Consider the following 25,860-nt stretch of genomic DNA (forward strand, 5'->3'; position numbering starts at 1 on the left):
CCTCTCGTCTCGTGTCACCGCTCGGCTCACTCCTCGCCGTCCCAGTAGTCCGTGTTTGCGTCGATCGGGTAGTATCCCTCTAGCGTGCGCGCTCTCCGACCGCCCGGCGGCGCGCCGACGTACACGCCGAACTTCTCGGAGTCGGGATACACGGTTACGTCCGGTTCCCGCATCGTCGAGACGGCGAGGTACCGAAGCGGCGCGTCGCCGTCGTTGATCACGCGGTGTGCGCCCGACTCCCCGGCCGGGAGCGCGACGTAGTCGTCCGGCCGTAGCAGATGGCTCTCGCCGGCGAGTCGAAGACGGCCCTCGCCCGCGAGGACGTACAGCGCCTCCTCGTTCGCCGCGTGATAGTGGTACGGCCACGAGCGCTCGCCGGGCGGCAGCTCGTAGAGGCTACAGCCGAGCCGTTCGCCGCCGGCCGCGTCCCCGAGCCGTTTTCGCTTCCACGTTTCCGGGCCGTCGGTCGACTCGGCCCATGGAACGTCCGCCGCGTTGATCGGTGGCATGGACTGGCTCTCACGCAGTGGCGACAAAGGTCTTCGCACGGGTCGAGGTCGAGCCGAAACCGCGAAGGGTCGTCCGACCAAGCCGGCGTATGGAAACCACGCGCCACTTCACGGCGACGACGTACGTCGTCAACGACGGTGCCACCGCGCTCCACGAACACGAGCGGCTCGGCGTTCGGCTTCCGCCCGGCGGGCACGTCGACCGCGACGAACTGCCGCACGAGGCCGCGCTGCGAGAGGTGCGCGAAGAGACGGGGCTCGCGGCCGACCTGGTCGCGACCGAGTCGTCAGTCGCGGGACCCAACACCCGCGGGATCCCGGAGCCCGCGCACCTGATGCTCCACGACATCAACGTCCACGAGGACGGGTCCGTGGGACACCAGCACGTCGATCATCTCTACTTCGCTCGCGTCGACTCGCGGGAGATCGCACCGCGCGGCGACGGCGAGGTCGACGCCGACGGCTGGCGCTGGTACACCGCCGAGGAACTGGCGGCGGGCGACCTCCAGCGCGACGTGGTCGACCTCGGCCGGGAGGCGATCGCGACCGTGACCGACGCGTAGCGCCTGCGGGGTGGTCCACCGCGATCAGGTGTCAGACGAGCGTCTCACGGTCCGGAAGCTATATGGGTCACAGCGGGCGACGTACGTCCAAGAATGGACGCACAGCGAAGAGCGGAGATCACCGAATGGGACGCCCGCGAGTTCTCGGACGGATTCGCCGGACTGGCGCGTCTCGTCGATCAGGGGTTCTCCGGCGCGGCGACCGACGGCATGGCGTGGCTGTTCGTGTTCGAGGGCCGCGTGGTCGGCGTCGCTGACGGCGATCTCGACGGATTCGCGGACGCGTCCGGGACCGTCTACGAGGCACCTCACGAGGTTCTGCCGGTCCTGTTTGCCATGCAGGAGCGGGGCGGCGAGCCGCGGGCGCAGTACTACACGAACGACACGTCGCTCTCGGAGGCCGACCGCAAGCTCTCACAGGGCGGTTTCACCGGCTACGTCGAACTGTCGGAGAACGTGCTCTCGGGCGACTACTACGTCACCTACACCGCCGGGGAGTCGATGGCCGCGGCGTACGTGGGCAACTCGCGCCGGCTCGAAACCGGCGACGACGCCTTCGCGCTGGCCGACGACGAGGTGGGGATATACACCGTCTACGAGGTCGATCTCGACGTCCGGGACCTGCCGACCGGCGACGACGCGTCGGACGAGACGGCAGCCGGCCCGACAGACGACGCGCCAGACGACGAGGCGACGGCGTCCGGATCGGCGGCGGCCGGAGGGGAACCGAGCGGGTCGAGTGAAGGGCGGTCGGACGACGACGACGCGGCCGGGCGATCAGCGGCGGACTCGGACGGCTCGACCCCCGATCCCGTCGTCCCCGACCCGTCTGACGGCGACGCGACGGCGGACGCAGACGCGGACGTGGGCACCGACGACGGCGGCGACGATGCTGACACCGCCGCCGACACCGATGGCACCCGCGACGGTCCCGAGAGCGACTCCGACCGAACCGAAGACTCGCCCCGTGGTGCGGCGGCCTCTGATTCGGAACCGGCACGGCGTCCGGACCGATCCGAGACCGAACCGGACCGATCCGAGACCGAACCGGACCGATCCGAGACCGAACCGGACCGCGGCGACCGGACCGCGTCGGATACCGGCGAATCCACCTCGCCGGGAGACGAAGACGTCTTCTCAGAGGAGGAACAGTGGCGCGAGCAGAAGTCGATCCCGGCGCTCGACCCGGAGCAGGCGAGCCCGCCACCGAACCGCGGGCGCGAGTCGGGCGCGACGAACGGCGATCAGGAGAGATCCGTCGAGCCGCGGTCGACAGAGCAGAGGAGTTCGAACCGCGCCGCGGTGGCACAGCGCTCGTCGAGCCGCGGATCGGCCGGACAGTCAGCGGAGCGGTCGACGGCGCGGATCGACGAACTCGAGTCGGCACTCGAAACGGCGAACGAGGCCCGAGAGTCGCTGGAGGCGGAACGCGACAGGCTCGCGGCAGAGCGAGATGAGATCGCGGGCGAACGGGACGAGTTCGCCGACGAGATCGACAGGCTCGAATCCGAGATGTCGACGCTCCGTGAGGAGCGCGACCGGCTCCGCGAGGAGCTGTCGTCCGTGCGCGACCGGCTCCCGGAGAGCGATCGGAGCCTGACGGCGGCCGAGGCCCGCGAGGGGACGAACCTCTTCGTCCGATACGACTCAAAGGGCGGAGCGACGCTCGAAGACGCACACGACGGCGCGGTCGAACGGGACGCACTCCGGGAGAACCTCCGGATCGAACACCACACGAGCTTCGAGACCGACGGGCTCGCCGTCGAGGGTCGGCCCTACGAGGAGTTCCTGCGGGATACCATCGAGTACGGGTTCACGCGGTGGCTCGTCGAGGATCTCCCGTTTGAGGTGAGCGAGACCGGCAGCCAGAGTGTGCTCCGCGACCTGTACGACGCGCTCCCCGAGATCGACCGCGCCGAGATCGGCGGCTCGGCGTCGATTGCGATCCGCGAGGGCGGAGAAGAGACCCGCGAACAGCGACCGTTCGACCTCGTCTTGCGCGATCGGATGGGCAATCCGCTCTTCGTCGCCGACCTCAACGACAGCCGCGACCCGACCGCGGAGGGGACGCTGGAGTCGCTCGTCTCGAACGGTCGAGACATCGCGGAGTCGAACGACTCGTTCGCGGCGGCGTTCGCGGTGACGGAGAGCTTCTTCGAGCCGGGCGCGTTAGAGACGGCGAGCGACGCCGTCGGCGGCGGGCTGTTCAGCCGGTCGAAGCGGGCGAGCTTCGTGAAGCTCTCGCGCAAGCGAGGGTATCACCTCTGTCTCGTCGAGGCCCGCGACGGCGGCTTCCACATGACGGTTCCCGACCTCTGAGTGGCGCAGAATCGAAATTGGAGACGGAGGCGAAATTCGTGGTGACGCAGCAATCGGGACAGTACGCGACAGTCAGTTCAGTTTTCCAGTTCGGCGGCGTCGTCGATACGCATGGAGCCGAGCTTCTCGACCGTCTCGTCGAGCTTCTCGTCGAGTTCATCGACGAACTCGTGGGTCCGTTCGGTCGTGATCGCGCCCTGACTGGACGGTTCGATGAGGTTCTCCTCTTCGAGCACGCGGAGCGAGTAGCGAACCTTGTGGTGCGGGTAGCCCGTCTCGTTCGACATCTTGACGATGCCGATCGGTTCGTTTTCGATGACCATTCGCAGGACCTGGAGGTGTCGTTCCAGCATGTCTACCTCCTTCTCTAGTCGATCTATCATGGCACATGTTAACTTGTCATGCCCCCGTTTAAAAGTTGCTGTCGGGAGCCGCGCCCAATCGCTCGATCCGCCGTTTGACGTGGGGGGAGTTAACGTGTTCGATCGCGGAACCACAAAGCGCGTATGAGACGACGCAAATGAGGGCGGATACCCGTCGTCGACCGCAGAATCTCCGCGACGCGTCGAGAGGTGCGTCGAGCGCGGTGGACGCGACAGCGACGGGATTCGTACACGAACAGCCACAGAACTTCGATCGAACGGCGCGAGCGATCCACGTTCGTGCCTCGTTTTCGTCCGTGGACCGTAATCGGTTTTACCCCCCGCAGGGAACACAGCGGTCGTATGACACTCACCATCGTCGGCTCCCAGCTGGGTGACGAGGGCAAGGGCGCGCTCGTCGACCGGTGGGGAGGGGACGCGGACGTCGTAGTCCGTTATCAGGGCGGCGACAACGCCGGCCACACCGTCGTCGAGGGCGGCACGGAGTACAAGCTTTCGCTCGTACCGAGCGGCGCGGTCCGGGGGACGGTCGGCATCCTCGGAAACGGCTGTGTCGTCAATCCGCGGACGCTGTTCACCGAGATCGACGACCTGCGCGAGCGCGGGCTCGACCCCGACGTGCGGGTGGCCCGGCGCGCGCACGTCATCATGCCGTACCACCGCGTGCTGGACGGGATCGAAGAGGAGGTCAAAGCCGACGACGACGCCGGCGACGAGGTCGGCACGACCGGTCGCGGCATCGGCCCCACCTACGAGGACAAGGCCGGCCGCCGGGGAATCCGCGTCGCCGACCTGCTCGACCCCGACGTGCTCCGCGAGAAGCTGGCGTACGCCGTACCGCAGAAGCGCGCAGTCGTCGAGGACGTGTACGGGCTCGACCTCTCTAGTGACGATCGCGCCGAGGCGTTCGACGTCGACGCACTCCACGAGGAGTTCAAACGCATCGGTGAGCGGCTCGACGACGAGGGGATGACGGTCAACTGCTCGGATTTCCTCAATCGACGCCACGCCGCCGGCGATGAGATCCTCTTCGAGGGCGCACAGGGGACCCACATCGACGTCGATCACGGCAACTACCCGTTCGTCACCTCGTCGAACCCGACTGCGGGCGGGGCGGCCGTCGGCTCCGGACTCGGCGTCACCACGGTCGGAGACGGCGAGGTCGTCGGCATTGTAAAGGCGTACCTCTCGCGGGTCGGCTCCGGACCGCTCCCGACCGAACTCGACGGCGACGCCGACGAGGAGGCGCTCGCCGACGACATCCGCGAGAAGGGCGGCGAGTTCGGGACGGTCACCGGCCGCCCGCGGCGGATCGGCTGGCTCGACCTCCCCATGCTCCGCCACGCCGCGCGCGTCTCCGGGTTCACGGGCGTCGCCGTCAACCACGTGGACGTGCTCGCCGGGCTCGACGAGCTGAAGGTGTGTACGGCCTACGAGCTCGACGGGGACGAACTGGACACGGTACCCACGACGACCGACCGGTGGGAGCGCTGTGAACCGGTCTACGAGACGCTCGACACGTGGGACGCGTTCGACTCGGCCGCGGTCGCCGAGGAGGGGTACGACGCGCTGCCCGAGGCGGCCCGAGAGTACCTCGCGTTCGTCGCCGACGAGATCGAGACGCCGGTGTACGCAGTCGGCGTCGGCCCCGACCGCGAGGAGACGGTCGAACTGACGAATCCGTTCGACGAGTAGTCCGAGAGGGTCCGACCTACCGCGGATCGATGTCGTTCAGTTCTCTCAGGTCCTCGTCCGTCAGTTCCAGCCGCGCGGCTTCGAGGTTCGAGTCGAGGTGATCGACGCTGGAGGTGCCGGGGATCGGCAGCGTCACCTCGGAGCGCCGGAGCAGCCACGTGAGCGCGACTTGGTGTGGAGTCGCGTCGCGTCGCTCGGCGACCGAGTCGAGCACGGATCCGGCCTCGTCTTCGTCGACCGCGTACATCGGTCCCCACGGGATGAACCCGATCCCGCGGCTCTCGCAGGCCCGAAGGACGGCCTCCTCGTCGCGGTTCCCCACGTCGTAGCGGTTCTGCACGGTGGCGACGTCGACGATGTCGAGCGCGGTCTCAAGCTGCTCGACGGAAACGTTCGAGAGGCCGATCCGGTCGATCTGGCCGGCGTCTTTCATTTCGGCGAAGGCGTGAACGGACGCCTCGAAGTCGGCGTCGGGGTCGGGGCGGTGGTACTGATACAGATCGATCGTGTCGACGCCGAGCCGGTCGAGACTGCACAGCACCTGGTTTTTGAGGAAGTCGGGATCGCCGCGGGGGAGCCAGTCGCCCTCGCGGTTGCGGAGCAGCCCGGCTTTCGACGCCACGAGCACGTCGGAATCGTCGGCGATCTCCTCGCCGATCAGCCGCTCGGAGACGCCCGGACCGTAGGAATCCGCGGTATCGACGAAGTCGACGCCCGACTCGACCGCGCGCCGGAGGACGCGCTTCGCCGCCGCCTCGTCGTCGGGGGCGCCGACGATGTCCGCGCCGGTGAGTCGCATCGCGCCGAAACCGAGGCGGTTGACGGTCGCGCCGTCGTCGAACTCGAACGTGTCGCTCGCGTTTCGGATCTGGGGAGCCATCGTCGGATCGAGGCGCGCCACGCAAAAAGCCGTGGGGGTAACGGAAGGGACGCGACGACGCCCGAGATGGGACGCCGCCTCGTGCCGATGTCGGCAACCTTTATTCGGCCGCGACCGAACGCTAACCCGACTATGGCAGACATCGAGACCACCACCGTCTCCGAGGACGGGTACGCCTGCACGAGCCAGGTCGGAGACTTCGACTTGCAGATCGACGCGACCGACGAGACGGGGCCAAACCCGAACGCTGCGCTCGTCGCGACGTACGCCTCCTGTTATCTCCCCGCATTCCGCGTCGGGGGCAGCCAGCGGGGCGAAGACGACCTCGGAAAGGTACAGATCGACGCCAGCGCCGACCTCGACGACGACGACGATCTCGAGGCCATCGCGTTCGACGTCCACGTCGAGGCCGACCTCGACGACGAGACGGCCGCCGACGTCGCCGAGCGCGCCGAGGGGATCTGTCACGTCCACAGCGCCCTGCGAGAGGGACTCCACGCGGACATCAGCGTCTACCCGAACGCGTTCTGAACGTCGGACGCGCCCTGCACTCCCGTTTTTGCGGACGAGACTACGGTCGATCCACGCCGGTGAACTCGAACCGAGCGCCGCCCGACTCCGATGCCGTCAGCGTCACCTCCCACCCGTGCGCCTCGGCGATGCTCTCGACGATCGCGAGCCCGAATCCGGTTCCCGTCTCCGATGTCGAGTACCCGCTCTCGAACACGGCGTCGAGACGGTCGTCGGGGATCCCCGGTCCGTCGTCGGCGACGTAAAATCCGTCCGGGAGGTCGTCGATGACGACTCGGGACCCGCCGTGTTCGGCCGCGTTCCGCAGCAAGTTCCCGAGGAGTCGTTTGAGTCGACCGGCGTCCGCGAACAGCGCTTGGTCGGCCTCGACCGCGACATCTATCGACACGCCGGATCCGGCGTCGGGTTCGCCGTCCGTCGAGACCCCGTCCGGGAGAGCGACGTCTCCGTCTGTCGACCCGTCGGGGACGTCGACCGGACTGAATTCGTCTTCGGCGTAGCGGGTCGCCAGCTCGCGGAGATCGATCGCCTCCACGTCGTCGACCGCGTCGCCCTGTCGCGCGAGCGTGAGCACGTCCTCGATCAGCCGTTCCATCTCGTCGAGCGCGCGCTCGCACCGCTCGTAGTAGTCGTCGTTACCTGTCTCCATGGCGAGGTGCAGGTACCCGGAGAGAACGTTGAGCGGGTTACGGAGGTCGTGTGAGACGATACTGGCGAACTCATTCAGGCGTTCGTTCTCTCGTTCGATCCGCCGTTCGTACGCCTTCCGATCGGAGATGTCGCGGCTGCTGGCGAGGAACCGCGACTCCCCCTGCACGTCGATGCGGCGGACGTGAACTTCGACGGGGAGCGACGTGCCGTCGGCCCGGCGAAACGTCGTCTCCAGCCGGACCGTCTCGCCGGTCTCCAGCCCGTCCCAGACATCGAACGCCTCCGTTCGGTCCATCTGTTCGTCTATGTCCCAGACCGCGAGTTCGACGATGTCCTCGCGGCCGTAGCTGAGTTCGGCGAGCATCGCCCGGTTCGCGTCGACGATCTGCCCCGCTTCGTCGTGGATGTCTATCATGTCTGGAGAGCCCTCATACAGCGCCTCAAGCCGCGCCGAGGTCCGTTCGAGCCGCCGCTGGCGGCGGCGCTCGTCGGTCACGTCGCGGGAGATGCCGAGAACCCCGTCGAACTCGCCGTCGATGAGGAGGCGCTGCAGCTCGAAGTCCACGATCGCTCCCGATCGGTCCGGGAGGTCGAGTTCGACCGTTCCCGACAGGGTTTCGCGGGCCCCCTCGACGAGTTCGGTGAACGGATCCCCGTCCGCCGTCTCGCGTATTCGGTCCACCAGCGGGCTCGGTCGGCCGGTGAGTTCCACGGGGGACACGCCGTGGGTCGACGCGACGTAGTCGTTGACCACGGTGAACCTCCCGTCCGCGTCGTACTCACAGACGCCTTCGGGAAGCTCGTCTATCAGTCGTCGATACCGTTCCAGCGCGCGTTCGCGTGCCTTCTCCTCGGTCACGTCGAGGTGGATTCCGACGGCGCGCACCGGCTCCCCGTCGTCGTCGCGCTCGACGACCCGTCCGCGATCGCGGATCCACAGCCAGTCACCGTGATTCGAGCGCAACCGGTGATCGAACTGGTAGTACTCGGTCTCCCCGTCGAAATGCGCCTCAAGCGCCGCCCACACGGAATCGAGGTCGTCGGGGTGGACGCGGTCCTCCCACTCCGAGAGGTCGAACGTGATCTCCGACGGATCGTGATCCAACATCTCCGCCCACCGGTCGTCGAACCGCACCTCGTCTGTACGGAGGTCCCAGTCCCAGACGCCGACGTCGGCGCCCTCGACGGCGAGCCGGAGGCGGTCGGACAGCTCCCGCAGCTCTCGTTCGCGCTCTTTCCGCTCGGTTATATCCCGAAAATACGCCGACAGACCGGTCACGGAGGGGTACAGGTCGATCTCGAGATCCGCGTCGATCAGGTCGGCGTGGTACTCGACGGTCGTCGGCTCTCCCGTCACCATCGCGGAGCGGAGTTCCGATTCGAGCGCCGTCCCGTCGAGCCCCCGAAAACAGTCCCAGATCCGCCGGCCGAGGAGTTCTTCCGCGTCTCGGTCGAGGAGGTCTGTCGCGTGGTCGTTGAGATACGTCAGCCGCCAGTCGTCGTCCAGCCCGCAGAAGGCGTCCGTCATCCGATCGAGGTGGTCGGCGAGCCGTTGCTCGGTGCGTGCTCGTGACACGGCGTCGTCGATTCGAGACGCGAGCGTTTCGAACGGGTCCGAGAATCCCCCCTTCGGAACGTACTCGTCGACCCCGGCAGAGACGGCCTCGCTCGCGACGGTCGCCGATCCGTCCTCGACGAGAAGTACGAACGGCACGTCGCCGTGTCGGTCGCGGACCGCGTCGAGCAGGTCTACCCCGTGGCCTTCTGAGAGGTCGTACCTGCTGACGACGCACTCGAACGGCTCGCAGTCGAGCGCGTGCAACGCCTCGTCCGGGCCCGCCACCGCCGTGACCGCGAACCGATCGTCGCGTCGGCCGATCGCCGTCGCGGTCGCGTCTGCCGCGTCCACGTCAGCGGCCACCACGAGGACGTCGATCGTGGCGCTTGACGCCGACATGTCTCCCACCGACACCCCCTCGTCTCGTTCCGTCATTCGATAGTGTCTATGAGACTCGAAATGATAATCGTTCGCATATATCTCCCCGACGGCGATACGTCCGGACTCGAGCCCGCTCGGATCACCCGCCGGCGTACGAGACCACGACGCTAGAGGCGGCGTATCCGACTGCGGCGACGACGCCACCCGCGACGAGCGCGAGCACGAAGTCCCGACCGACGACGTACGCGAGAAGGAATCCGACCATGCCGGCTCCGTTCGCACACAGGAGTCGGAGCGTCCGATAGTTCGGCTTCCGAGGGATCACACGCGAGGTACGAGACGATCTTATAAAAGGACACGCGTCGCACTGCCTCACTGGCCGCCGACGGTCGTCACTGACCGCCCGTCTGCAACGGGAAGTCACGACTCGCCGGTCCGCACGTTTAGGGGCGATGCCGCGGCCACGGTCGCCATGCGACGGCAACGGGGCACCGACGGACGACGGGCGATCGGCCGGCGGCGGGCGGTGGGCCAGCAACGCACGACCGGTCGGGAGCCGACGGCCGATCGGAGTCGGCGGGGGTGCCACCCGCGGGCGCGACGGTCACGAGGGGGAGCCGACGGTAACCGGCGAGGTGAATCGAACCGATCGGAGGCGTCCGATCACCGCCCGAAACCGTCCCGGCGGACGCGCTCGGGGAACCGGACGGCCGGCGGTGCGCTCGGACGCTTCGGTCGTTTCGGGCGGACAGTGGGGTGTGTGCTCGTCCTGTTGGGGGGGACGGTCCCGCCGCTCATCGGCCTCGTCCCGCTTGCGGTCGTCGCACTTCGCGGCGACATCGCCGGAACCGCTGCGATGGGGGTAACCGACGACTTGGTGGCGGAGATCGGTTCGGGGGCCGTGGACCCGGCGGCGCTATACCCGTTCTGGGGCGTCGCCCGCGAGTGGTCCATCGTCGCTGCGGTAGTTCTCGCGTGCGGATGGTGGGCGGTCTGTGCGGTGACGGCCGCTCGGGTCGCCGCGCAGATCACGGCGCTGCGCTCGTGAGCCGTCGATCCCCTCGTCGAGCGGTCTCTCGCAAACGAACGGTTTTTGCGTCGACCGACGGGAGGGGACGTATGGACGAGGACACCCGCGGTGACGGCGGAACCGAGCGCGCGGACGGCGAGCCGACCGAGGACGTCGCGCTCGATCCGTGGGGCTCGGCGTCGGTCGGCGACTACGCGGACCTGTTCGCGGAGTTCGGCATCGAGGCGTTCGACGACGTCGCCGGCGACGTGATCGACCCGCACTACCTGATGCGCCGCGGCGTCATCTTCGGACACCGCGAGTACGACGCGGTCGCGGAGGCGATGGCGAACGACGAGCCGTTCGCGGCGCTGTCGGGGTTCATGCCCACGGGCGATCCGCACATCGGCCACAAGCTCGTGTTCGATGAGATCATCTGGCATCAAAAGCAGGGCGCGGACGCCTTCGGACTGATCGCCGATCTGGAGGCGCACTCCGCGCGAGGGATGTCGTGGGACGAGATCGACGAGCACGCCCGCAACTACCTGTTGTCGCTCCTGGCGCTCGGATTCGACGCCGAGGACGGAGAACTCTACCGTCAGTCGGACAACCGCGCGGTCCAAGATCTGGGGTTCGAACTCGGCTCGAAGGCGAACTTCTCGGAGTTCGAGGCGATATACGGCTTCGACGGCGAGACGAACATCTCGCACATGCAGAGCGTCGTCACGCAGACCGCCGACATCCTCTACCCCCAGCTCGTCGACGAGCCGAAGCCGACCGTGATCCCGGTCGGCCCCGACCAGGACCCGCACGTCCGGCTCACTCGCGACCTGGCGACTCGCGTGCGCTACTTCAAGGTGACCGAGGCGTTCGCGAGTTTCGAACTCGACGACGACGAGCGACAGCTGGTCCGGGCCGCCTACGACGCGCTCGCGGACGGCAGCGACGCCGAGGTAGACGACGGCGGGGCCGACGTTCGCTGTGAGGACGCCGCCGCGTGGCTCGCGGAGTACGAGCCGCCGGAATCAGTCAGCGACGCGAAAGCCGGTACCCTCGACAAACTCCGCGCGGGCGGTAAGGAACCGCTCCGTCCCCGCGTCCGCTTTTTCGACCGCAACGCCACCGACGAGGCGTTCGAGGCGCTGATCGAGGCCGTCGACGGCGAGAAGCGCGTCTTCGAGGGCCACGTCGACGCGTTCGATCTCACCCGGAGCGAGGCCGAGTCGCTGGCGCGCGAGATCGAGATCGACCACGGCGGATTCGGCTTCCGGCAGCCCTCCTCCATCTACCACCGGTTCATGACCGGGCTCACCGGCGGGAAGATGTCCTCGTCGGTCCCGGCGAGTCATATCTCGCTTCTGGACGACCCCGACGAGGGCTACGAGAAGGTCCGGGCGGCGACCACAGGAGGACGAGACACCGCCGCCGAACAGCGCGAACTCGGCGGCGAGGCCGACGAGTGCCCCGTATACGAGCTGTACGCCTACCTCCTCGCAGGCGACGACGACGAGCTGACGAAGGAGGTGTACTCCGAGTGCGTCAACGGCGAGCGACTCTGTGGCGGCTGCAAGGAGCAGGCCGCCGAACTCATGCGCGAGTTCCTCGAAGATCACCAAGAGAAGCGAGCGGAGGCGGAGGCACTGCTCGACGACCTCGACATCGACCTCGACTCGGACCGGCGCGGAACCGGTGGCGAACACTAGACAATACTCGATTTCGAAATTGAATTGTTTACGTCCGCTGCAGATCGGCGTCGAATTAACTGACGGATTACTCACGGCGTAGTTAATTTCAATTTGCGGTTCTCGAAAACATTATGCGGGGCCGCGCTCGAATAGGAGGTATGACACGCGTGGGCGTCAACGGGTACGGCACGATCGGCAAGCGGGTCGCAGACGCGGTCGCGGCCCAACCCGACATGGAACTCGTCGGCGTGACGAAAACGAGCCCCGACTACGGTGCGGAAGCGGCGATCCGACGGGGGTACGATCTGTACGCCGCGATAGACGATCGCGTCGACGAGTTCGAGGCGGCCGGGCTCACCGTCTCGGGGACGCTCGCAAACCTGCTCGACGCGGTCGACGTGATAGTCGACTGTGCCCCGTCGGGGATCGGAGAGCGGAACCAGCCCGTCTACGAGGCACACGACACTCCCGCCGTGTACCAGGGTGGCGAGGACGCGGACATCGCCGACGCCTCGTTCAACGCCCGCGCGAGCGGCGACGAGGTCGTCGGTGCCGACTCTCTTCGCGTCGTGTCCTGTAATTCCACCGGGCTGTCACGCATTCTCGCGCCGCTCGACGAGGAGTTCGGTGTCGAAAAATCACGCGTCACGCTCGTCCGACGTGGGGGTGACCCGAGCGAGACCGACCGCGGTCCGATAAACGACGTGATCCCGGACCCAACGACGATTCCGTCACACCACGGGCCGGACGTCAACGAGATTCTGCCAGACATCGACATCGACACCGCCGCCCTCAAAGCACCCATGACCGCGATGCACACCCACAGCGTCAACGTCACTCTCGACACGGAAACATCGGCCGAGGCCGTCCGAGACCTGCTTTCAGAGCAGTCTCGTGTGTTCCAGATACCCGAGCAAGCCGGGATCGACGGTGCCGGAACGCTCAAAGACTACGCCTCCGATCTGGGGCGTCCGCGAGGCGATATCTGGGAGAACTGCGTCTGGGAGAAATCGGTGAGCGTCGAGGGGCGAGACCTGTATCTGTTCCAGAACGTCCATCAGGAGGCCGACGTGGTCCCCGAGAACGTCGACGCGATCCGAACTATCGCGACGGACGTGTCCCGTTCGGAGTCCGTCGCGCGGACGAACGAGGTCCTCGGTGTGGGATTCGACAGCCTCCTCGCCGACGGGGGCTCCGTTCAGGCACCGATGACGGCAGACGACTGAATCCGAGTCCAGTTCCAAAAGGAAGTCGCTACGGCGGCACAGCGCCGTCGGTTTCTGCTCGCCGTCTCGCCCGTCGGATCTACGCCGTCGGCGTCGTCACGAGAAACGTTCGCCCGCCGCGCCGCTCAAGGTGGACCTCGCTCCCGCGAACGCGATTGGCTCGGAGCCGGTCGACGATCCGATCCGTTTGACAATCGGTGACATCCACTCGCGTCGCCGTCGCGTACCGCGGTCGATGATGGCTGCTCGCGCTCATATCTCTTGTGACGGCCGCAGTGCCCCTATAAGCGAGCCATCCGCGGAGTGAAACTGAAAGTGGTCGCATCGAAGCGGTCTCACGGCGGTGGGAACTCCGGCAAGTCGGTCGTCCCGACTATCGATGAGACGCGCCGTCGTCATCTGTGACGACGCGGACCGCAAAGTAGCTGTAGCCGCCGTACGCGACGTCGAGTGCCCCGATCCACCAGTTCCAGCGATCGACGAGCGACATCCCGTCTGGAGCGTCCTCGAGGTTCGCGATCACCTCGGAGGCGGTGAGTGCGTGTCCGCGATCACGGGAGGGTTGCTCGGAGTCAGCGAGATCGATCGCCGCGCGGGCGACGGTTCGCCTCGCTTCCGGAGTTCCACCGAACGTATCCGCCAGCTCCCTCACCAGCCTCCGTCTGTCCATACTCGTGATACGCGGTGGCGGTACTTGAGTCACAGCCGCGCCGCGAGCGCGAGAAACAGGAGGCTGACGGATGCAGTCAGGAGGGTCAGAGGCAGCCCGGCCGCCCCCTCGTCGGACGCGGCGGCGATCACGGCAGCGATAACGGCGGCAATTCCGAGGGCAACAGAACGGAGCCGGTCGTGCCTGACCGGTTCCCACACGACCGTGTCGGTGGCCGCGCCTCGGCTTCGGTGGTCCCGTCACGCGACGTCGGGACGGAGCCGGTTCGCACGCTCGTCGGCGGGGTGCTCCGTCCGGAGTGCATACCGCCCCTCCGAGTCGAACCGTCATAAACCGTCGTCGAGGCGTCGCTGTCGACGTCGGCGGTGAGCCCGGAGAGCGTTGACGCGCCGGCCGCCGGACCGCGAGAGGCTTTTGTGCTCGCCCCGTGGAGTGACTGTATGACCAACTGGCGCGCGGTCGGCTACGGGTTCGTCGTGATGATCGTCGCCGGGCTGCTCGCGACGTTCGCTCCGATCGTCGGTCACGTCGGAGCGGGGTTGATCGGGGGATTCGTGGCCGGCTATGTCGCCGGCGGCGGACTCGGGTCCGGCCTGTGGCACGGCCTGCTCGCGGGCTCGGTCGGCGGGGTCGTTGTCACGCTGACGCTGGCGGTGCTCGGCGGGCTCGTCGGACTCGTCGGCGGACCGGTCGGGAGCCTGCTCGGCGGAGCCGGCGTCCTCGTCGTGGGGCTCTTCGTGACCCTCCTACTCGCCGTCGACTCGGCACTGGCCGGGGCGATAGGCGGCGTGCTCGGCGACTAACGGCGAGTTCGAGGAGCGACAGAACGCTTATTCCGGGTTGACTACTCCTACCCTCCATGAGCACTGGCCGCGAGATCCGCCTGATCGAGGAGGACGAGGGCGGTTGGTCGGCGATCGACGAGGATTTCGGCGTCGTCTCGTGCGGCGATACTCGGGAGGAGGCACTGGAGATGCTCGACGAGGCGGTCGCTGTCCACACTGGCGAAGCCGGCAAGATCATCACCAACGAGGACCTGGAGGAGTGGGGCCTCGATCCGGATGAGTCGGATGAGGTTGGCGTGCCTGACGTGCCCTGGCTCGACAGCGCTGACAAGACGGCGTGAGCCGCCGACGATCCGCGCGTCGATATGCCAGTCGAGGTCGTTCACCATCTCAATCTCGACGCGGAGCGTGGAGTTCGCATCGACGCTGACGCCGGCAGCACTCTCGCTCGGTGTGGGAGCTGCGGTCGAGGCGGATCACGGCCGACACCTCCCGTCATCGAGTGCGGGACACTGCTCGCGCTCTCCCTCGTCGATCGGAAGTCCACAAAACTCGCAGCAGACCGGGTCGAGAACCGCATCCTCGGACGCGGTCATCGGCTCTCACCTTAGAGAATCGTACGACTGCGGCGACCCGCCTTCGGACCCCGAAGCAAATCCATTCTCTGGGGGGAGGGTCCCGGATCGGGTTTTTGCTGTTACTACGCGGTAGAGGGAGTCTACTACGCGTTTAGGAACAATCGGTACGGCGGAGGAATCGGAATGGACTCGCGGGGGTCCCGTGAGCGGAGCGAACGGGACCACGCGAGGGAACGAACGAAGTGAGTGGACTCGCGGGGATTTGAACCCCGGGCCTTCCCCGTGCCAGGGGGATGATCTACCACTGATCTACGAGCCCTCGTACGCACTCGTTCGTTCCCCGGTGAATATATTAAGGCCTTCGACTCGGTGATGACGCGCAGACCGTTCCATTCAGGGTCGAAACTCTCCAGCCGCCCGGATCAGATCCGTTCGGAGTCCACGTACACCTCGAGGTCCACGTCACGGGTCGAACCCTCCAGATCCCGAACGGCGCGCTGGACGACGCGCTCGGCCTCAGTGCGGATGAGCGGGATCGCTTTCTTGAGCACCCAGTCGAACGAGACGAGTCGGGGCAAGTCGAGCGCGTCGGCGCTGGCCGAGTCGGGATCGAACTCGACTTCGAGCGCGACCACGCAGGATTCCTCGCTCGGCGTGACGCGCCAGCAGCCGCCAGCGTCGATGTCCTTCGTGATCTGCCAATCGATCCGCTCCGGCGGTTCGACATCGGTCACCTCCGAGTGGGCGGTGTACGTGAGCTTCCACCACGCGAACGTCAGCGCGTAGCGGGTTCCCGGACCTCCGTCGCCCGCCGTGGTCCGCACGTCACGGAGGTACTCCGTGTAGTGGACGTACCGCGGAAAATCGAGCAGGAACTCGTACACCTCGTGTGGATCGGCGTACACGGTCGTCCGCACGACGAGTTCGTCCACACTCCAGACTGGTGGCGCACGCTGTTAAATCCGCCCGTCACGAGCGCGGATCCGCACCGTGCGATCCATACTTAGGCCGGCCTAAAAATCGACGGGACTTTATTCGTTTAGGGTGGCCAAAACAATATGATCTACGATCGCGTATCGAGACGCAGTGTACTCACGACCAGTGCAGGGGCCCTGACGGCGTCGATCGCGGGCTGTTCGGCCGGTAGCGGCCAAACTGGTGAAAGCGGAGACACCGGCGACGGTTCCGTTGCGATCACGCACACGGTCTCCATGGAGCCCGTCGGTGAGGTCGCGTTCCGCGCCGTCCCCGAGCGCTGGCTCACCTACTTCCCGGGGTACGCCGATATGGGCGTCGCGCTCGGCCACGGAGACGGGCTCGTGGCCGTCGGTAACGTGCCGCGCTACCACGTCGACGCGTACGACGAACTCCCCGGCGTCTCCGTCGATACAGAGGGACTCACCGAAGTGCTCGGCGAGGGCGGTATCGACACCGAGATCTACTACGAACTGGACGCTGACGTCCATCTCACGGACCCGCAGTGGCTGATCAACAACTCGGCGTTCGGGCTGGAAGCAGACGCCGTCGACGAAGTCGCGACCAACGTGGCTCCGTTCCTCGGAAACACCGTTTTCCGTCGGACCGACGCGTGGCACGACTACCGCTATTACACCCTGTATGAGGCCTTCGAGACCGTCGCCGAGGTCTTCAAAGAACGCGAGCGCTACGAGGCGTTCCGCGCGTTTCACGACGACGTGATCGCCGCGATCCACGCCGATCTCCCGCCGGCCGATCGGCGGCCGAACGCCCTCCTCACGTTCGGCGACGGCGACGAGCCGGAGCGGTTCTCTCCGTACCGCCTCTCCGATCGGGGTACGAACAAAAAGCAGTTCCGCGACCTCGGGATCGCCGACGCGCTCGCGGACACGGGAATCAGCGGGCTCTCCACGACCGACCGCGGGCGGATCGATTACGAGACCATGCTGGAGGTCGACCCCGACGTGATACTCGTTCGCGGCCACGAAGACAAGACCGCCGACGAGTTCGCCGACACCGTCCTCGCGTTCATGCGCGATCACGAGGTGGCGAGCGAGCTGACCGCCGTGCAGAACGATCGGGTGTTCCGCGGCGGCCCCATCTACCAGGGCCCCATTCAGCACCTGTTCTCTCTCGAACGCGCCGCCACCGAGATATTCCCCGATACGTTCTCCGGCGAACTGTTCGACCGCGACGAACTGGCGGCGATCGTCGCGGGGGAGTCGTGAGCGACGACCCGTCCGAGCGGACGCCGACGCGCCGCCGGCTCCTCGTCGCGGGAACCGGTGCGGCCGCCGCGACCGGACTGCTTGCCGGTTGTGCCGGCGACGCCAGCGACGAACCGTCGGTCGGATCGTCGAACGCGTCCGACTCGGCCGTCGACGCGCCCGACGGCGGCACGAGTGACGGCGACGACGCGGGAGGTGACACCGCCGACGCGTGGACCGCGTCGCTCGCACCGGTGGGTGACGTGAGCTTCGAGTCGGTTCCGGAGCGCGTCGCGGTCTACGACCTGCTCTCGGCCGATATCGCGGTCGCGTACGGCAACGCCGACGCGATCACCTCCCTCGGGTTCGACGCAGCGGTCGGCGGAGAGTCGCTGTCGGCCTACTACGAGCGTCTCGACGGCGTCGATCCGGACTGGGACGGACTCGCGCAGCTCAACTCGGGAAACGCGGGAGTGAACGTCGACTCCGAGCTGTTGTACGAACTCGACTCGGACCTCCACCTGATCGACCCGGCGCTCGTCACCTCCTTCGACGGGTGGGCGCGCGACGACGTGGAGGCGATCGGCGACGCCGTCGGCCCGTGGTTCGGCAACAACTACAGCCGCAGACACGGCGACCCGCCGGCCGCGTGGGAAGATGCGTACGCGTACTACACCGTCTGGGAGGTCGCGGAACGCGTCGCCGCGGTCTTCCGCGCCGACGCGAGGTACGAGGCGCTCGCGGCCGTCTACGAGGACCTCTTGGCGACGATCGAAGCCGATCTTCCGCCCGCCGACGACCGGCCGACGGTCGCGATGGCCATCTTCATCGACGGGACGTTCTATCCGACCGCGGCGAACGCGTCGGGGTACGCGACCGCTCACGTCCGGCCGTTCGGCGTCGAAGACGCCTTCGCCGGCGAGGAGATCACCTTCGAGACCACGTACGACTACGAGGCGATGTTGACGTTCGACCCCGACGTGCTCTTGCACCCGTACGGGCTCGCCTCGCACTACTCGGTTTCGGACGCGCGCGAGGCGCTTTCCGAGCACCCGATCGGGTCCGAGATCACGGCGGTCGCCGAAGGGAGGGTCTACGCCTCCGGTGTCCCGATGCAGGGCCCGATAATCACCCTGTTCCAGAGCGAGATGACCGCGAAGCAGCTGTTCCCCGATCAGTTCGGCGAGTGGTCCGAGTACGCGGGCGGACCGTACCCGGAGATTCCCGAAGACGAGCGGCTGTTCGACAGAGACCGCGTCGCCGAGGTGATTCGCGGCGATGTCTGAGTCTCCCTCGGGTTCGCCGAGCGGGTCGGGCGGATCTCCCGCCGACTCGGACGCGACCGACCACGTCGAGACCGCCCGGGCGAGACCGGCTCGTGATCGGCTGGCGTCGCTATTTTCGGGGGTCGACGGGACGCTCGTTCCGGTCGTGGTCGCGAGCCTCGCCGTCGTCGGCATCGGCGGCCTGATCCAGGTAAGCTTCGGGACGTACTCGATGACCGCCGTGGAGGCGTGGCGCGCCGTCGTCGACCCGGCGGTGTGGGGGCACCCCGGACTGCTCGCGGAATTCTTCCTCGGCGAGACGCTCGGCGGCCTCCTCGCGGCGCAGTTCGGGTGGGCGACCGACGTGGCGCTCGCCCATCCGACGCTCATCGTCTGGACCGTTCGGCTGCCGCGGGTGCTCGTCGCGGTGCTCGTGGGAGCCAACCTCGCGATTTCGGGAGCGATCTTTCAGGCGGTGACGCGCAACGAACTCGCGAGCCCGTACATCCTCGGCGTCTCTTCGGGGGCGGGGCTCGCCATCCTGCTCACGCTCGTGGTTTTCTCGGGCATGAGCGCGTTCCTCCCGATATTCGCCGCGCTCGGCGGCACCGTCGCGTTCCTGGTCGTGTACGCCATCGCGTGGAAGGGCGGGACGTCGCCCGTGCGGCTTGTGCTCGCCGGCGTGATCGTCGGCACCGTCTTCCAGTCGCTCCAGACGGGGCTGTTCTTCTTCGCCGACGACCTCGGCGTCGTCCAGTCGGCCATCGCCTGGACGACCGGATCGCTCACCGGCACCGACTGGGAGCAGGTCCGGCTGGCGCTCCCGTGGACCGTCCTCGCCCTCGGCTTCGCACTCGCCGGATCGCGACAGCTCAACGTGCTCCTGCTCGGCGAGCGCACCGCGCGGTCGCTCGGCATGTCGGTCGAGCGCGTCCGCTTCGCACTCTCGGGCGTCGCCATCCTCGCGGCCGCGGCCGCCATCGCCGTCGCGGGCATCGTCGGATTCGTCGGACTCATCGTCCCGCACATGGTGCGGACGCTCGTCGGCTCGGACTACCGTCAGTTGATAGTCGGCTGCGCGTTCGTCGGTCCGGCGCTCCTCGTCGGTGCCGACGTCGGCGCGCGGCTCGCGATGGACCCCGTCCAGATCCCCGTCGGTATCGTCACCGGACTGGTCGGCGGCCCGTACTTCCTGTACCTGATGCGCCGACAGGACCAGCTGGGGGACCTGTGAGTATGTCCGAGTCACACGCCGACGACGCTGGCGACGATACCGACGACCTCGTCGACGAGTCCAATGCCACCGACGCCGCCGCCCTTCACGGCGAGGACCTCTCGCTCGGCTATCCGACGACCGACGAGCCGGTCGTCGAGACCGATCGGATCGACGTGCCCGCGGGCGAGGTGACCGCGCTCGTCGGTCCGAACGGCTCCGGGAAATCGACGCTGTTGAAGGCGCTGGCGAAGCAGTTGGAACCGGACGCGGGACGGGTCCTTCTCGATGGCGAGGATCTCGCGAGCCACGGTCCGAAAGAATTCGCCCGCGAGGTCGGCCTGCTCTCACAGGAGAACGACGCCCCGGGCTCCGCGACGGTCGAAGACCTGGTCTACCACGGGCGGTACCCCCATCGCGGCTTCTTCGACGCGGTGACCGAGGCGGACGACGAGGCGGTCGACCGAGCGATCGGTCTCGCGGGGATCGACCACCTGCGCGACGCGCCCGTGAGCGACCTCTCCGGCGGGCAAAAACAGCTCGCGTGGATCGCGATGACGCTCGCACAGGACACCGACGTACTCCTCTTGGACGAGCCGACGACGTACCTCGACTTGCACCACCAACTCCGCGTGATGGAAGTCATCCGCGAACTGAACGAAGAGGCAGACGTGACCGTCGCGCTCGTGCTCCACGACATCGCACAGGCCGCCCGCTTCGCGGACAACCTCATCGCGATGCAGGATGGCGCGGTGTACGACTGGGGCCCGCCGACGAAAGTGGTCACCGAGGAGCTGTTAGCAGACGTCTTCGACGTGGTCGCGAGCGTCGATGCCGACGACCCCGACGGTCCGCTCGTGCGTCCGCGTCATCCGGTTCGGTGACCCGTCGACGGCTCAGTCGTCGCTCGACGCCTGTCCGGTCGCGTCGGCCGCCGAACCGGGCACGGCGTCGGCCGGCTCCGGTGGTTCCTCGCGCACGTCTTCGCCTCTGCCCTCCGCGATGACGTCGGCGTAGGCGTCCGGGAAGACACGGACGAAGTCGTCGAGGGCCGCGCTCCAGTCGTTGAGCAGTTCGGCCGCGCGGTCGCTTCCGGTGTACGCTCGGTGATTCTCCACGAGCCGACGGAGCATCTGTTCGTCCGACTCGTCGAGCGTCCGCGAGACCGAGATCATCCCTCTGTTCACGCGGTCGGCGAACCGATCGTCGGGGTCGTACACGTAGGCGACGCCGCCGGACATCCCGGCCGCGAAGTTCCGCCCGGTGTCGCCGAGCACGGCGACGACCCCGCCGGTCATGTACTCACAGCCGTGGTCGCCGACGCCTTCGACGACGGCTTTGACGCCTGAGTTGCGGACGCCGAACCGCTCGCCGGCGACGCCGTTGACGTACACCTCGCCGGAGGTGGCCCCGTACAGACAGACGTTCCCGGCGACGACGTTCTCGGTCGGGTCGTAGCCCGCCTTCTCGGGCGTGTTGATCACGAGGCGGCCGCCCGAGAGCCCCTTGCCGACGTAGTCGTTCGCGGCACCGGTCAGTTCCAGCGTGATGCCCGGCGCGAGGAACGCGCCGAAGCTCTGTCCCGCGTAGCCGTCGAACCGACACGAGATCGTGTCGTCCGGGAGCCCCTCGCCGCCGTGGGCGGAGACGACACGGTTCGAGAGCGTCGCCCCGATCGCCCGGTCGACGTTCTCGACGTCGCGGGTGAGCGCGACGGGCGCGCCGTCCTCGATGGCCGGTGCCGCCTCGTCGATGAGGTCCCAGTCGAGCAGCGCCTCGATCTCGGCGTCCGTCTGTTCGCGGGTCTTCGTCCGCGCGTCGCCCGCGGGGTCGGCGATGACCGCAGAGAGATCGAGGTGCTTCGCCTTCTCGTGGTCGGTCTCGCGCTGGGTCAACAGATCCGGCCGCCCGATGAACTCCTCCACGTCGGTGTATCCGAGTTCGGCCATGATCTCGCGGAGTTCCTGCGCGATGAACGTCATGTAGTTGATGACGTGGTCCGGCTGGCCGGGGAACCGCTTTCGGAGATCCTCGCGCTGGGTCGCGACGCCGACCGGACAGGTGTTCTCGTGACACTGACGGGCCATCACGCAGCCGGAGGTGACGAGCGAGGCCGTGCCGAACACGTACTCTTCGGCACCGAGCGCGGCCGCGACGGCGACGTCGCGGCCGGTCTTGAGCCCGCCGTCGGCCGTCACACGAATTCGGTCGCGGAGGCCGGTCGCGCGGAGCATCTGGTTCGCCTCGGCGAGTCCGAGCTCCCACGGAAGCCCCGCGTTCTTGATCGACGTCTTCGGAGAGGCACCGGTCCCGCCGTCGTGACCCGAGATGTGGACCACGTCGGCGTTCGCCTTCGCGACGCCGGCAGCGATGGTGCCGATTCCGGCCTCGGAGACGAGCTTCACGTTGACGTCGGCCTCTGGGTTCGCGGCCTTCAGGTCGAAGATGAGCTGTTTGAGGTCCTCGATCGAGTAGATATCGTGTTGCGGGGGTGGCGAGATGAGCCCGACGCCCGGCGTGGAACACCGGACGTGCGCGATCATCTCGTTGACCTTCTCACCCGGGAGGTGCCCCCCCTCGCCCGGCTTCGACCCCTGGGCCATCTTGATCTGCAACTCGTCGGCGCTCGCGAGGTACTCGGAGGTGACGCCGAAGCGGCCGGAGGCGACCTGCTTGACGTTACACTCCTTTTCAGTGTCGAAGCGCTCAGGCGGTTCGCCGCCTTCGCCGGTGTTCGATTTCGCGCCGAGACGGTTCATCGCCATGGCGTTGTTCTCGTGCGCCTCCGGCGAGATGCTCCCGAGACTCATCGCGGCCGTCGAGAAGCGCTCGACGATCGACTCGACCGGCTCGACCTCCTCGACTGGAACCGGATCGCGGTCTGACTCGAACTCGAGGAGCCCGCGGAGCGACTGCAGCTTCTCGCTCTGATCGTTCACCAGCTCCGCGAACTCCCGGTACTGCTCGTAGTCGCCCCCGCGGACCGCCTGCTGGAGCGTGCCGACCGTCTGCGGGTTCCAGCCGTGTTTCACGCCCGACGAGCGGTGTTCGTACTCGCCGATGGTCTCCAGTTCCGGATCGGCACCGAACGCCATCGCGTGGCGAGTCCGGAGGTCGTCTTCGATCTGCTCGATTCCGATCCCTTCGGTGCGGATCTCGGTCCCCTCGAAGTACTCGGCGATGAACGCCGAGTCAAGTCCGACCGCCTCGAATATCTGGGCGCCCTGATACGACTCCATCGTCGAGATGCCCATCTTCGCCATCGTCTTCAAGAGGCCGTCCTCTAACGCGCCGCGATAGGCCGCGAGCGATTCCTCCTCGTCGGCACCGTCCGGCCCGGCGACGACGTCGGCGATGGACTCGTACGCGAGGTACGGGTCGATCGCGTCCGCGCCGTAGCCGACGAGCGTCGCGATGTGATGGACCTCGTGCGGTTCGCCGGACTCGACGACGACCGCCGCCCGGTTTCGGAGGCCGTTCCGGACCAGATGGTGGTGCACCGCGCCGGTCGCCAGCAGACTCGGCACCGCGAGCCGGTCCGGTCCGACGGCGCGGTCAGAGAGGACGACGACGTCCGCGCCCGAGCGAATCGCCGCGGCGGCGTCCTCCCGAATACGAGTCACGGCGTCGACGAGCGAGCCGTCGCGGCCGTAAGTTGTGTCGACGACCGTCGACGTGAACGCGGGACCGTCGCCGTCGTCGTCGAGAGGTTCACCGGAGAGGTTCTTCAGTGCGGCCGTCTCGGCGTCGGTGAGTATCGGCGAGTCGGAGACGATCTGTTGGGCGTGATCGGGCGTCTCGTCGAGCAGGTTCCGCTGGTTGCCCATCCGAGTTTCCAGCGAAGTGACGAGTTCCTCGCGAATGTAGTCGATCGGCGGGTTCGACACCTGCGCGAACAGCTGTTTGAAGTAGGTGAAAAGCGGACGGTCGACGTCCGTGAGCACCGAAAGCGGCGTGTCGTCTCCCATCGATCCGACCGGATCCTTCCCCTTCTCCGCCATGGGCTCGACCAGGTGGTTCAGCGAGTCTGTCGTGTAGCCGAACGCCGCCTGATGAGCGCGAACGGTGGGTTTCACACCGGCGTCGTCGGTGCTATCGTCGGAATGAGTCGCTCCGCGGCCGTCGCCGTCGGTGTCGACGGAGGCGGCCACGGCGTCGAGGTCGACCTGTCGCTCGTCGACCCACTCGCCGTACTTCTCGTCCGTGAGTTCGTCGAACACCTCGTCGTCCGGGACGATCCGTCCTTCTTCCGGGTCGGCGACGAAGATCTCGCCGGGTTGGAGCCGCCCGCGACGGGTCACCTCCGAGGGGTCGGTGGGGAGCGCTCCGACCTCGCTGCCGACGATCAGCCTGTCGTCCTCGGTGACCTCGTACCGGCAGGGGCGGAGCCCGTTCCGGTCGAGGACGCCGGCGACGCGGTCTCCGTCGAACCCGATGACCAGGGCGGGACCGTCCCACGGCTCGACGAGCGAGGCGTGATAGTCGTAGAATTCCGTACGAGCTGCGTCCATCAGGTCGTCGTCGCGGAACGCCTCGGGAATGAGCATCCGGAGGGTGTGCGGCAGGTCGCGGCCGGCCTGCAAGAGCAGTTCGACCGCGTTGTCGACGCTCGCGGTGTCGGACTGATTGGGATCGTCGATCACCGGCTTGATCGTGTCGAGTTCCGCCCCGAACGCCGGGTGATCCAAGTCGTTCTCGCGGGCGCGCATCCAGTTGACGTTCCCGCGGATCGTGTTGAACTCCCCATTGTGGACGATGTTTCGGTACGGGTGCGCGAGGTGCCACGCGCCGAGCGTGTTCGTCGAGAACCGCGCGTGGACCAGCGCCACGTGACTCGCGAAGCGCTCGTCCGTGAGGTCGGGGTAGTAGCCGGCGAGTTGAGATCCCTTCAACAGCCCCTTGTACACGACGCGTTGGCGGTCGAGCGAGCAGACGTAGAAGCGTCCGGCACCGTCGACGTCGGAGACGGCGTTCTCGATCTCGCGGCGGGCGGCATACAGCGCGCGGTCGAAGCCGAGTATCTCGGGGTCGACATCCTCGTCTCGATCCGTTTCGTCCGTGAACCGTTCCGCGAGACCCGCGCCTTCGACCGGAGCGGCGAACAGCTGTGCGACCTCCGGTTCCGAGTCGAGCGCGGTCTCGCCGAGGTCCGCGTTGTCGGTCGGAACGGAGCGCCACGCGAGCACCTCCAGCCCGTAGACGGAGAACACCTCCGCGATGATGTCGTGGATTTCGGCCTGCACGCTCGGTTCGGTCGGCATGAACACCGATCCGACTGCGTACTCTTCGGGGAGGTTCGCGTCGACCACCTCACGGAAGAACGCGTCCGGACGCGCGACCATGATACCGGCACCGTCACCCGTGTTCTTCTCTGCACCGGTCGTTCCCCGGTGTTCGAGATTCTCCAACAGCTCGATCGCGTCGGTGACGGTTTCGTGATTCGGCGTTCCCTCCAAGTCGACGATACCGCCGATACCGCAGTTCGATCGGTTGTCCGATACTGCCGCGAGTCCCCCAGTGTGGCCCGCGGGATCCGCATCGGACACCCCCCGGGTATTACTACGTGGCTCGGTCATGTCCTCTACTCACAGAGTGTCGGTTAAAGATATGACCCTGATAGGTGTAGGAATCATTGTACACACATTAGGGAATATAATGTAATAATCCATCAGGGTATTATACTATACTCAACAAAAGGCGATTGATGAATATCCCGGCAGAAAAGTGAATATATCCCAAGTATTTACGGATATACTATCTACAAATAATTCCAAAG

General features: G+C 67.0%; 22 protein-coding genes and 1 tRNA gene. 14 read left to right on the forward strand and 9 right to left on the reverse strand.

The annotated features are described in order from the left end of the window. Nucleotides 1-26 precede the first annotated feature (26 nt). Nucleotides 27-509, reverse strand: a complete 483-nt coding sequence (locus tag ACZ45C_RS10320; protein WP_460558984.1) for a cupin domain-containing protein — start codon at nt 507-509, stop codon at nt 27-29. Between the two features lie 89 nt (nt 510-598). Here ACZ45C_RS10320 and ACZ45C_RS10325 point away from each other — a divergent pair, with 89 nt between their 5' ends. Beyond that, nucleotides 599-1,072 carry an NUDIX hydrolase gene (locus tag ACZ45C_RS10325; protein WP_460558986.1) on the forward strand — a complete coding sequence of 158 codons (474 nt, stop codon included), beginning with the start codon at nt 599-601 and terminating at the stop codon, nt 1,070-1,072. 93 nt (nt 1,073-1,165) lie between these two features. Continuing rightward, complete coding sequence (locus ACZ45C_RS10330) at nt 1,166-3,391, forward strand: DUF7527 domain-containing protein (protein ID WP_460558988.1); 2,226 nt, start codon at nt 1,166-1,168, stop codon at nt 3,389-3,391. A gap of 77 nt (nt 3,392-3,468) precedes the next feature. Here ACZ45C_RS10330 and ACZ45C_RS10335 read toward each other — a convergent pair whose 3' ends face one another. After that, complete coding sequence (locus ACZ45C_RS10335; RefSeq protein WP_004595838.1) at nt 3,469-3,774, reverse strand: hypothetical protein; 306 nt, start codon at nt 3,772-3,774, stop codon at nt 3,469-3,471. A 342-nt stretch (nt 3,775-4,116) separates the two neighbouring features. On the opposite strand from ACZ45C_RS10335, the gene ACZ45C_RS10340 reads away from it, so the two are divergent. Beyond that, nucleotides 4,117-5,469, forward strand: coding sequence for an adenylosuccinate synthase (locus ACZ45C_RS10340; protein WP_460558990.1), 1,353 nt, complete (start codon nt 4,117-4,119; stop codon nt 5,467-5,469). Between the two features lie 16 nt (nt 5,470-5,485). Here ACZ45C_RS10340 and ACZ45C_RS10345 read toward each other — a convergent pair whose 3' ends face one another. After that, nucleotides 5,486-6,349 carry an aldo/keto reductase gene (locus ACZ45C_RS10345; protein ID WP_460558992.1) on the reverse strand — a complete coding sequence of 288 codons (864 nt, stop codon included), beginning with the start codon at nt 6,347-6,349 and terminating at the stop codon, nt 5,486-5,488. Nucleotides 6,350-6,481: 132 nt separating this feature from the next. Between ACZ45C_RS10345 and ACZ45C_RS10350 the strand changes: the two genes are divergently transcribed. Next, nucleotides 6,482-6,880, forward strand: a complete 399-nt coding sequence (locus ACZ45C_RS10350) for an OsmC family protein (RefSeq protein ID WP_460558994.1) — start codon at nt 6,482-6,484, stop codon at nt 6,878-6,880. Between the two features lie 40 nt (nt 6,881-6,920). Here ACZ45C_RS10350 and ACZ45C_RS10355 read toward each other — a convergent pair whose 3' ends face one another. Beyond that, on the reverse strand, nt 6,921-9,524 hold the full coding sequence (locus ACZ45C_RS10355) for a PAS domain-containing sensor histidine kinase (protein WP_460558996.1): 2,604 nt from the start codon (nt 9,522-9,524) through the stop codon (nt 6,921-6,923). 85 nt (nt 9,525-9,609) lie between these two features. Then, a complete protein-coding gene (locus tag ACZ45C_RS10360) occupies nt 9,610-9,795 on the reverse strand; it encodes a hypothetical protein (protein ID WP_460558998.1) in 186 nt (61 codons plus the stop codon). A gap of 426 nt (nt 9,796-10,221) precedes the next feature. Here ACZ45C_RS10360 and ACZ45C_RS10365 point away from each other — a divergent pair, with 426 nt between their 5' ends. From ACZ45C_RS10365 to ACZ45C_RS10375, 3 genes are all read left to right on the forward strand, one after another. Further along, nucleotides 10,222-10,518, forward strand: coding sequence for a hypothetical protein (locus tag ACZ45C_RS10365; protein ID WP_460559000.1), 297 nt, complete (start codon nt 10,222-10,224; stop codon nt 10,516-10,518). Nucleotides 10,519-10,589: 71 nt separating this feature from the next. Further along, nucleotides 10,590-12,182, forward strand: a complete 1,593-nt coding sequence (locus ACZ45C_RS10370) for a tryptophan--tRNA ligase (protein WP_460559002.1) — start codon at nt 10,590-10,592, stop codon at nt 12,180-12,182. Between the two features lie 140 nt (nt 12,183-12,322). After that, on the forward strand, nt 12,323-13,390 hold the full coding sequence (locus ACZ45C_RS10375) for a type II glyceraldehyde-3-phosphate dehydrogenase (RefSeq protein ID WP_460559004.1): 1,068 nt from the start codon (nt 12,323-12,325) through the stop codon (nt 13,388-13,390). A gap of 373 nt (nt 13,391-13,763) precedes the next feature. Here ACZ45C_RS10375 and ACZ45C_RS10380 read toward each other — a convergent pair whose 3' ends face one another. Beyond that, nucleotides 13,764-14,060, reverse strand: a complete 297-nt coding sequence (locus ACZ45C_RS10380; protein ID WP_460559008.1) for a hypothetical protein — start codon at nt 14,058-14,060, stop codon at nt 13,764-13,766. 440 nt (nt 14,061-14,500) lie between these two features. On the opposite strand from ACZ45C_RS10380, the gene ACZ45C_RS10385 reads away from it, so the two are divergent. The 3 genes from ACZ45C_RS10385 to ACZ45C_RS10395 are packed head-to-tail and all read left to right on the forward strand — an operon-like array spanning nt 14,501 to nt 15,456. Continuing rightward, nucleotides 14,501-14,863, forward strand: coding sequence for a DUF5518 domain-containing protein (locus ACZ45C_RS10385; RefSeq protein WP_460559010.1), 363 nt, complete (start codon nt 14,501-14,503; stop codon nt 14,861-14,863). 56 nt (nt 14,864-14,919) lie between these two features. Continuing rightward, nucleotides 14,920-15,186, forward strand: coding sequence for a type II toxin-antitoxin system HicB family antitoxin (locus tag ACZ45C_RS10390; RefSeq protein WP_460559012.1), 267 nt, complete (start codon nt 14,920-14,922; stop codon nt 15,184-15,186). 24 nt (nt 15,187-15,210) lie between these two features. Then, nucleotides 15,211-15,456 (forward strand): hypothetical protein, encoded by a 246-nt coding sequence (locus ACZ45C_RS10395; protein WP_460559014.1) that lies wholly within the window; start codon nt 15,211-15,213, stop codon nt 15,454-15,456. A gap of 214 nt (nt 15,457-15,670) precedes the next feature. Here the strand turns inward: ACZ45C_RS10395 and ACZ45C_RS10400 are convergent. Both ACZ45C_RS10400 and ACZ45C_RS10405 read right to left on the reverse strand, forming a co-directional pair. After that, nucleotides 15,671-15,742, reverse strand: a tRNA-Ala gene (locus ACZ45C_RS10400). 103 nt (nt 15,743-15,845) lie between these two features. Next, nucleotides 15,846-16,355 carry an SRPBCC family protein gene (locus ACZ45C_RS10405; protein ID WP_460559016.1) on the reverse strand — a complete coding sequence of 170 codons (510 nt, stop codon included), beginning with the start codon at nt 16,353-16,355 and terminating at the stop codon, nt 15,846-15,848. 126 nt (nt 16,356-16,481) lie between these two features. Between ACZ45C_RS10405 and ACZ45C_RS10410 the strand changes: the two genes are divergently transcribed. From ACZ45C_RS10410 to ACZ45C_RS10425, 4 genes are read left to right on the forward strand one after another with little or no spacing between them, the layout of a single operon-like run. Next, the gene (locus ACZ45C_RS10410) at nt 16,482-17,627 is read left to right on the forward strand and encodes an ABC transporter substrate-binding protein (protein WP_460559018.1); all 1,146 of its coding nucleotides are present in this window, start codon (nt 16,482-16,484) and stop codon (nt 17,625-17,627) included. Continuing rightward, a complete protein-coding gene (locus ACZ45C_RS10415; protein ID WP_460559020.1) occupies nt 17,624-18,892 on the forward strand; it encodes an ABC transporter substrate-binding protein in 1,269 nt (422 codons plus the stop codon). The genes ACZ45C_RS10410 and ACZ45C_RS10415 overlap by 4 nt, the downstream gene beginning before the upstream one ends. Continuing rightward, entirely contained in the window at nt 18,885-20,105 is a 1,221-nt protein-coding gene (locus tag ACZ45C_RS10420; RefSeq protein WP_460559022.1) for a FecCD family ABC transporter permease, read from the forward strand. The genes ACZ45C_RS10415 and ACZ45C_RS10420 overlap by 8 nt, the downstream gene beginning before the upstream one ends. Before the next feature lie 2 nt (nt 20,106-20,107). After that, nucleotides 20,108-20,968, forward strand: a complete 861-nt coding sequence (locus tag ACZ45C_RS10425) for an ABC transporter ATP-binding protein (protein WP_460559024.1) — start codon at nt 20,108-20,110, stop codon at nt 20,966-20,968. 12 nt (nt 20,969-20,980) lie between these two features. On the opposite strand, the gene gltB is transcribed toward ACZ45C_RS10425, so the two are convergent. After that, entirely contained in the window at nt 20,981-25,660 is a 4,680-nt protein-coding gene (gltB, locus tag ACZ45C_RS10430; RefSeq protein ID WP_460559026.1) for a glutamate synthase large subunit, read from the reverse strand. Nucleotides 25,661-25,860: the final 200 nt, after the last annotated feature.

The organism is Halorubrum pallidum, assembly GCF_055380345.1.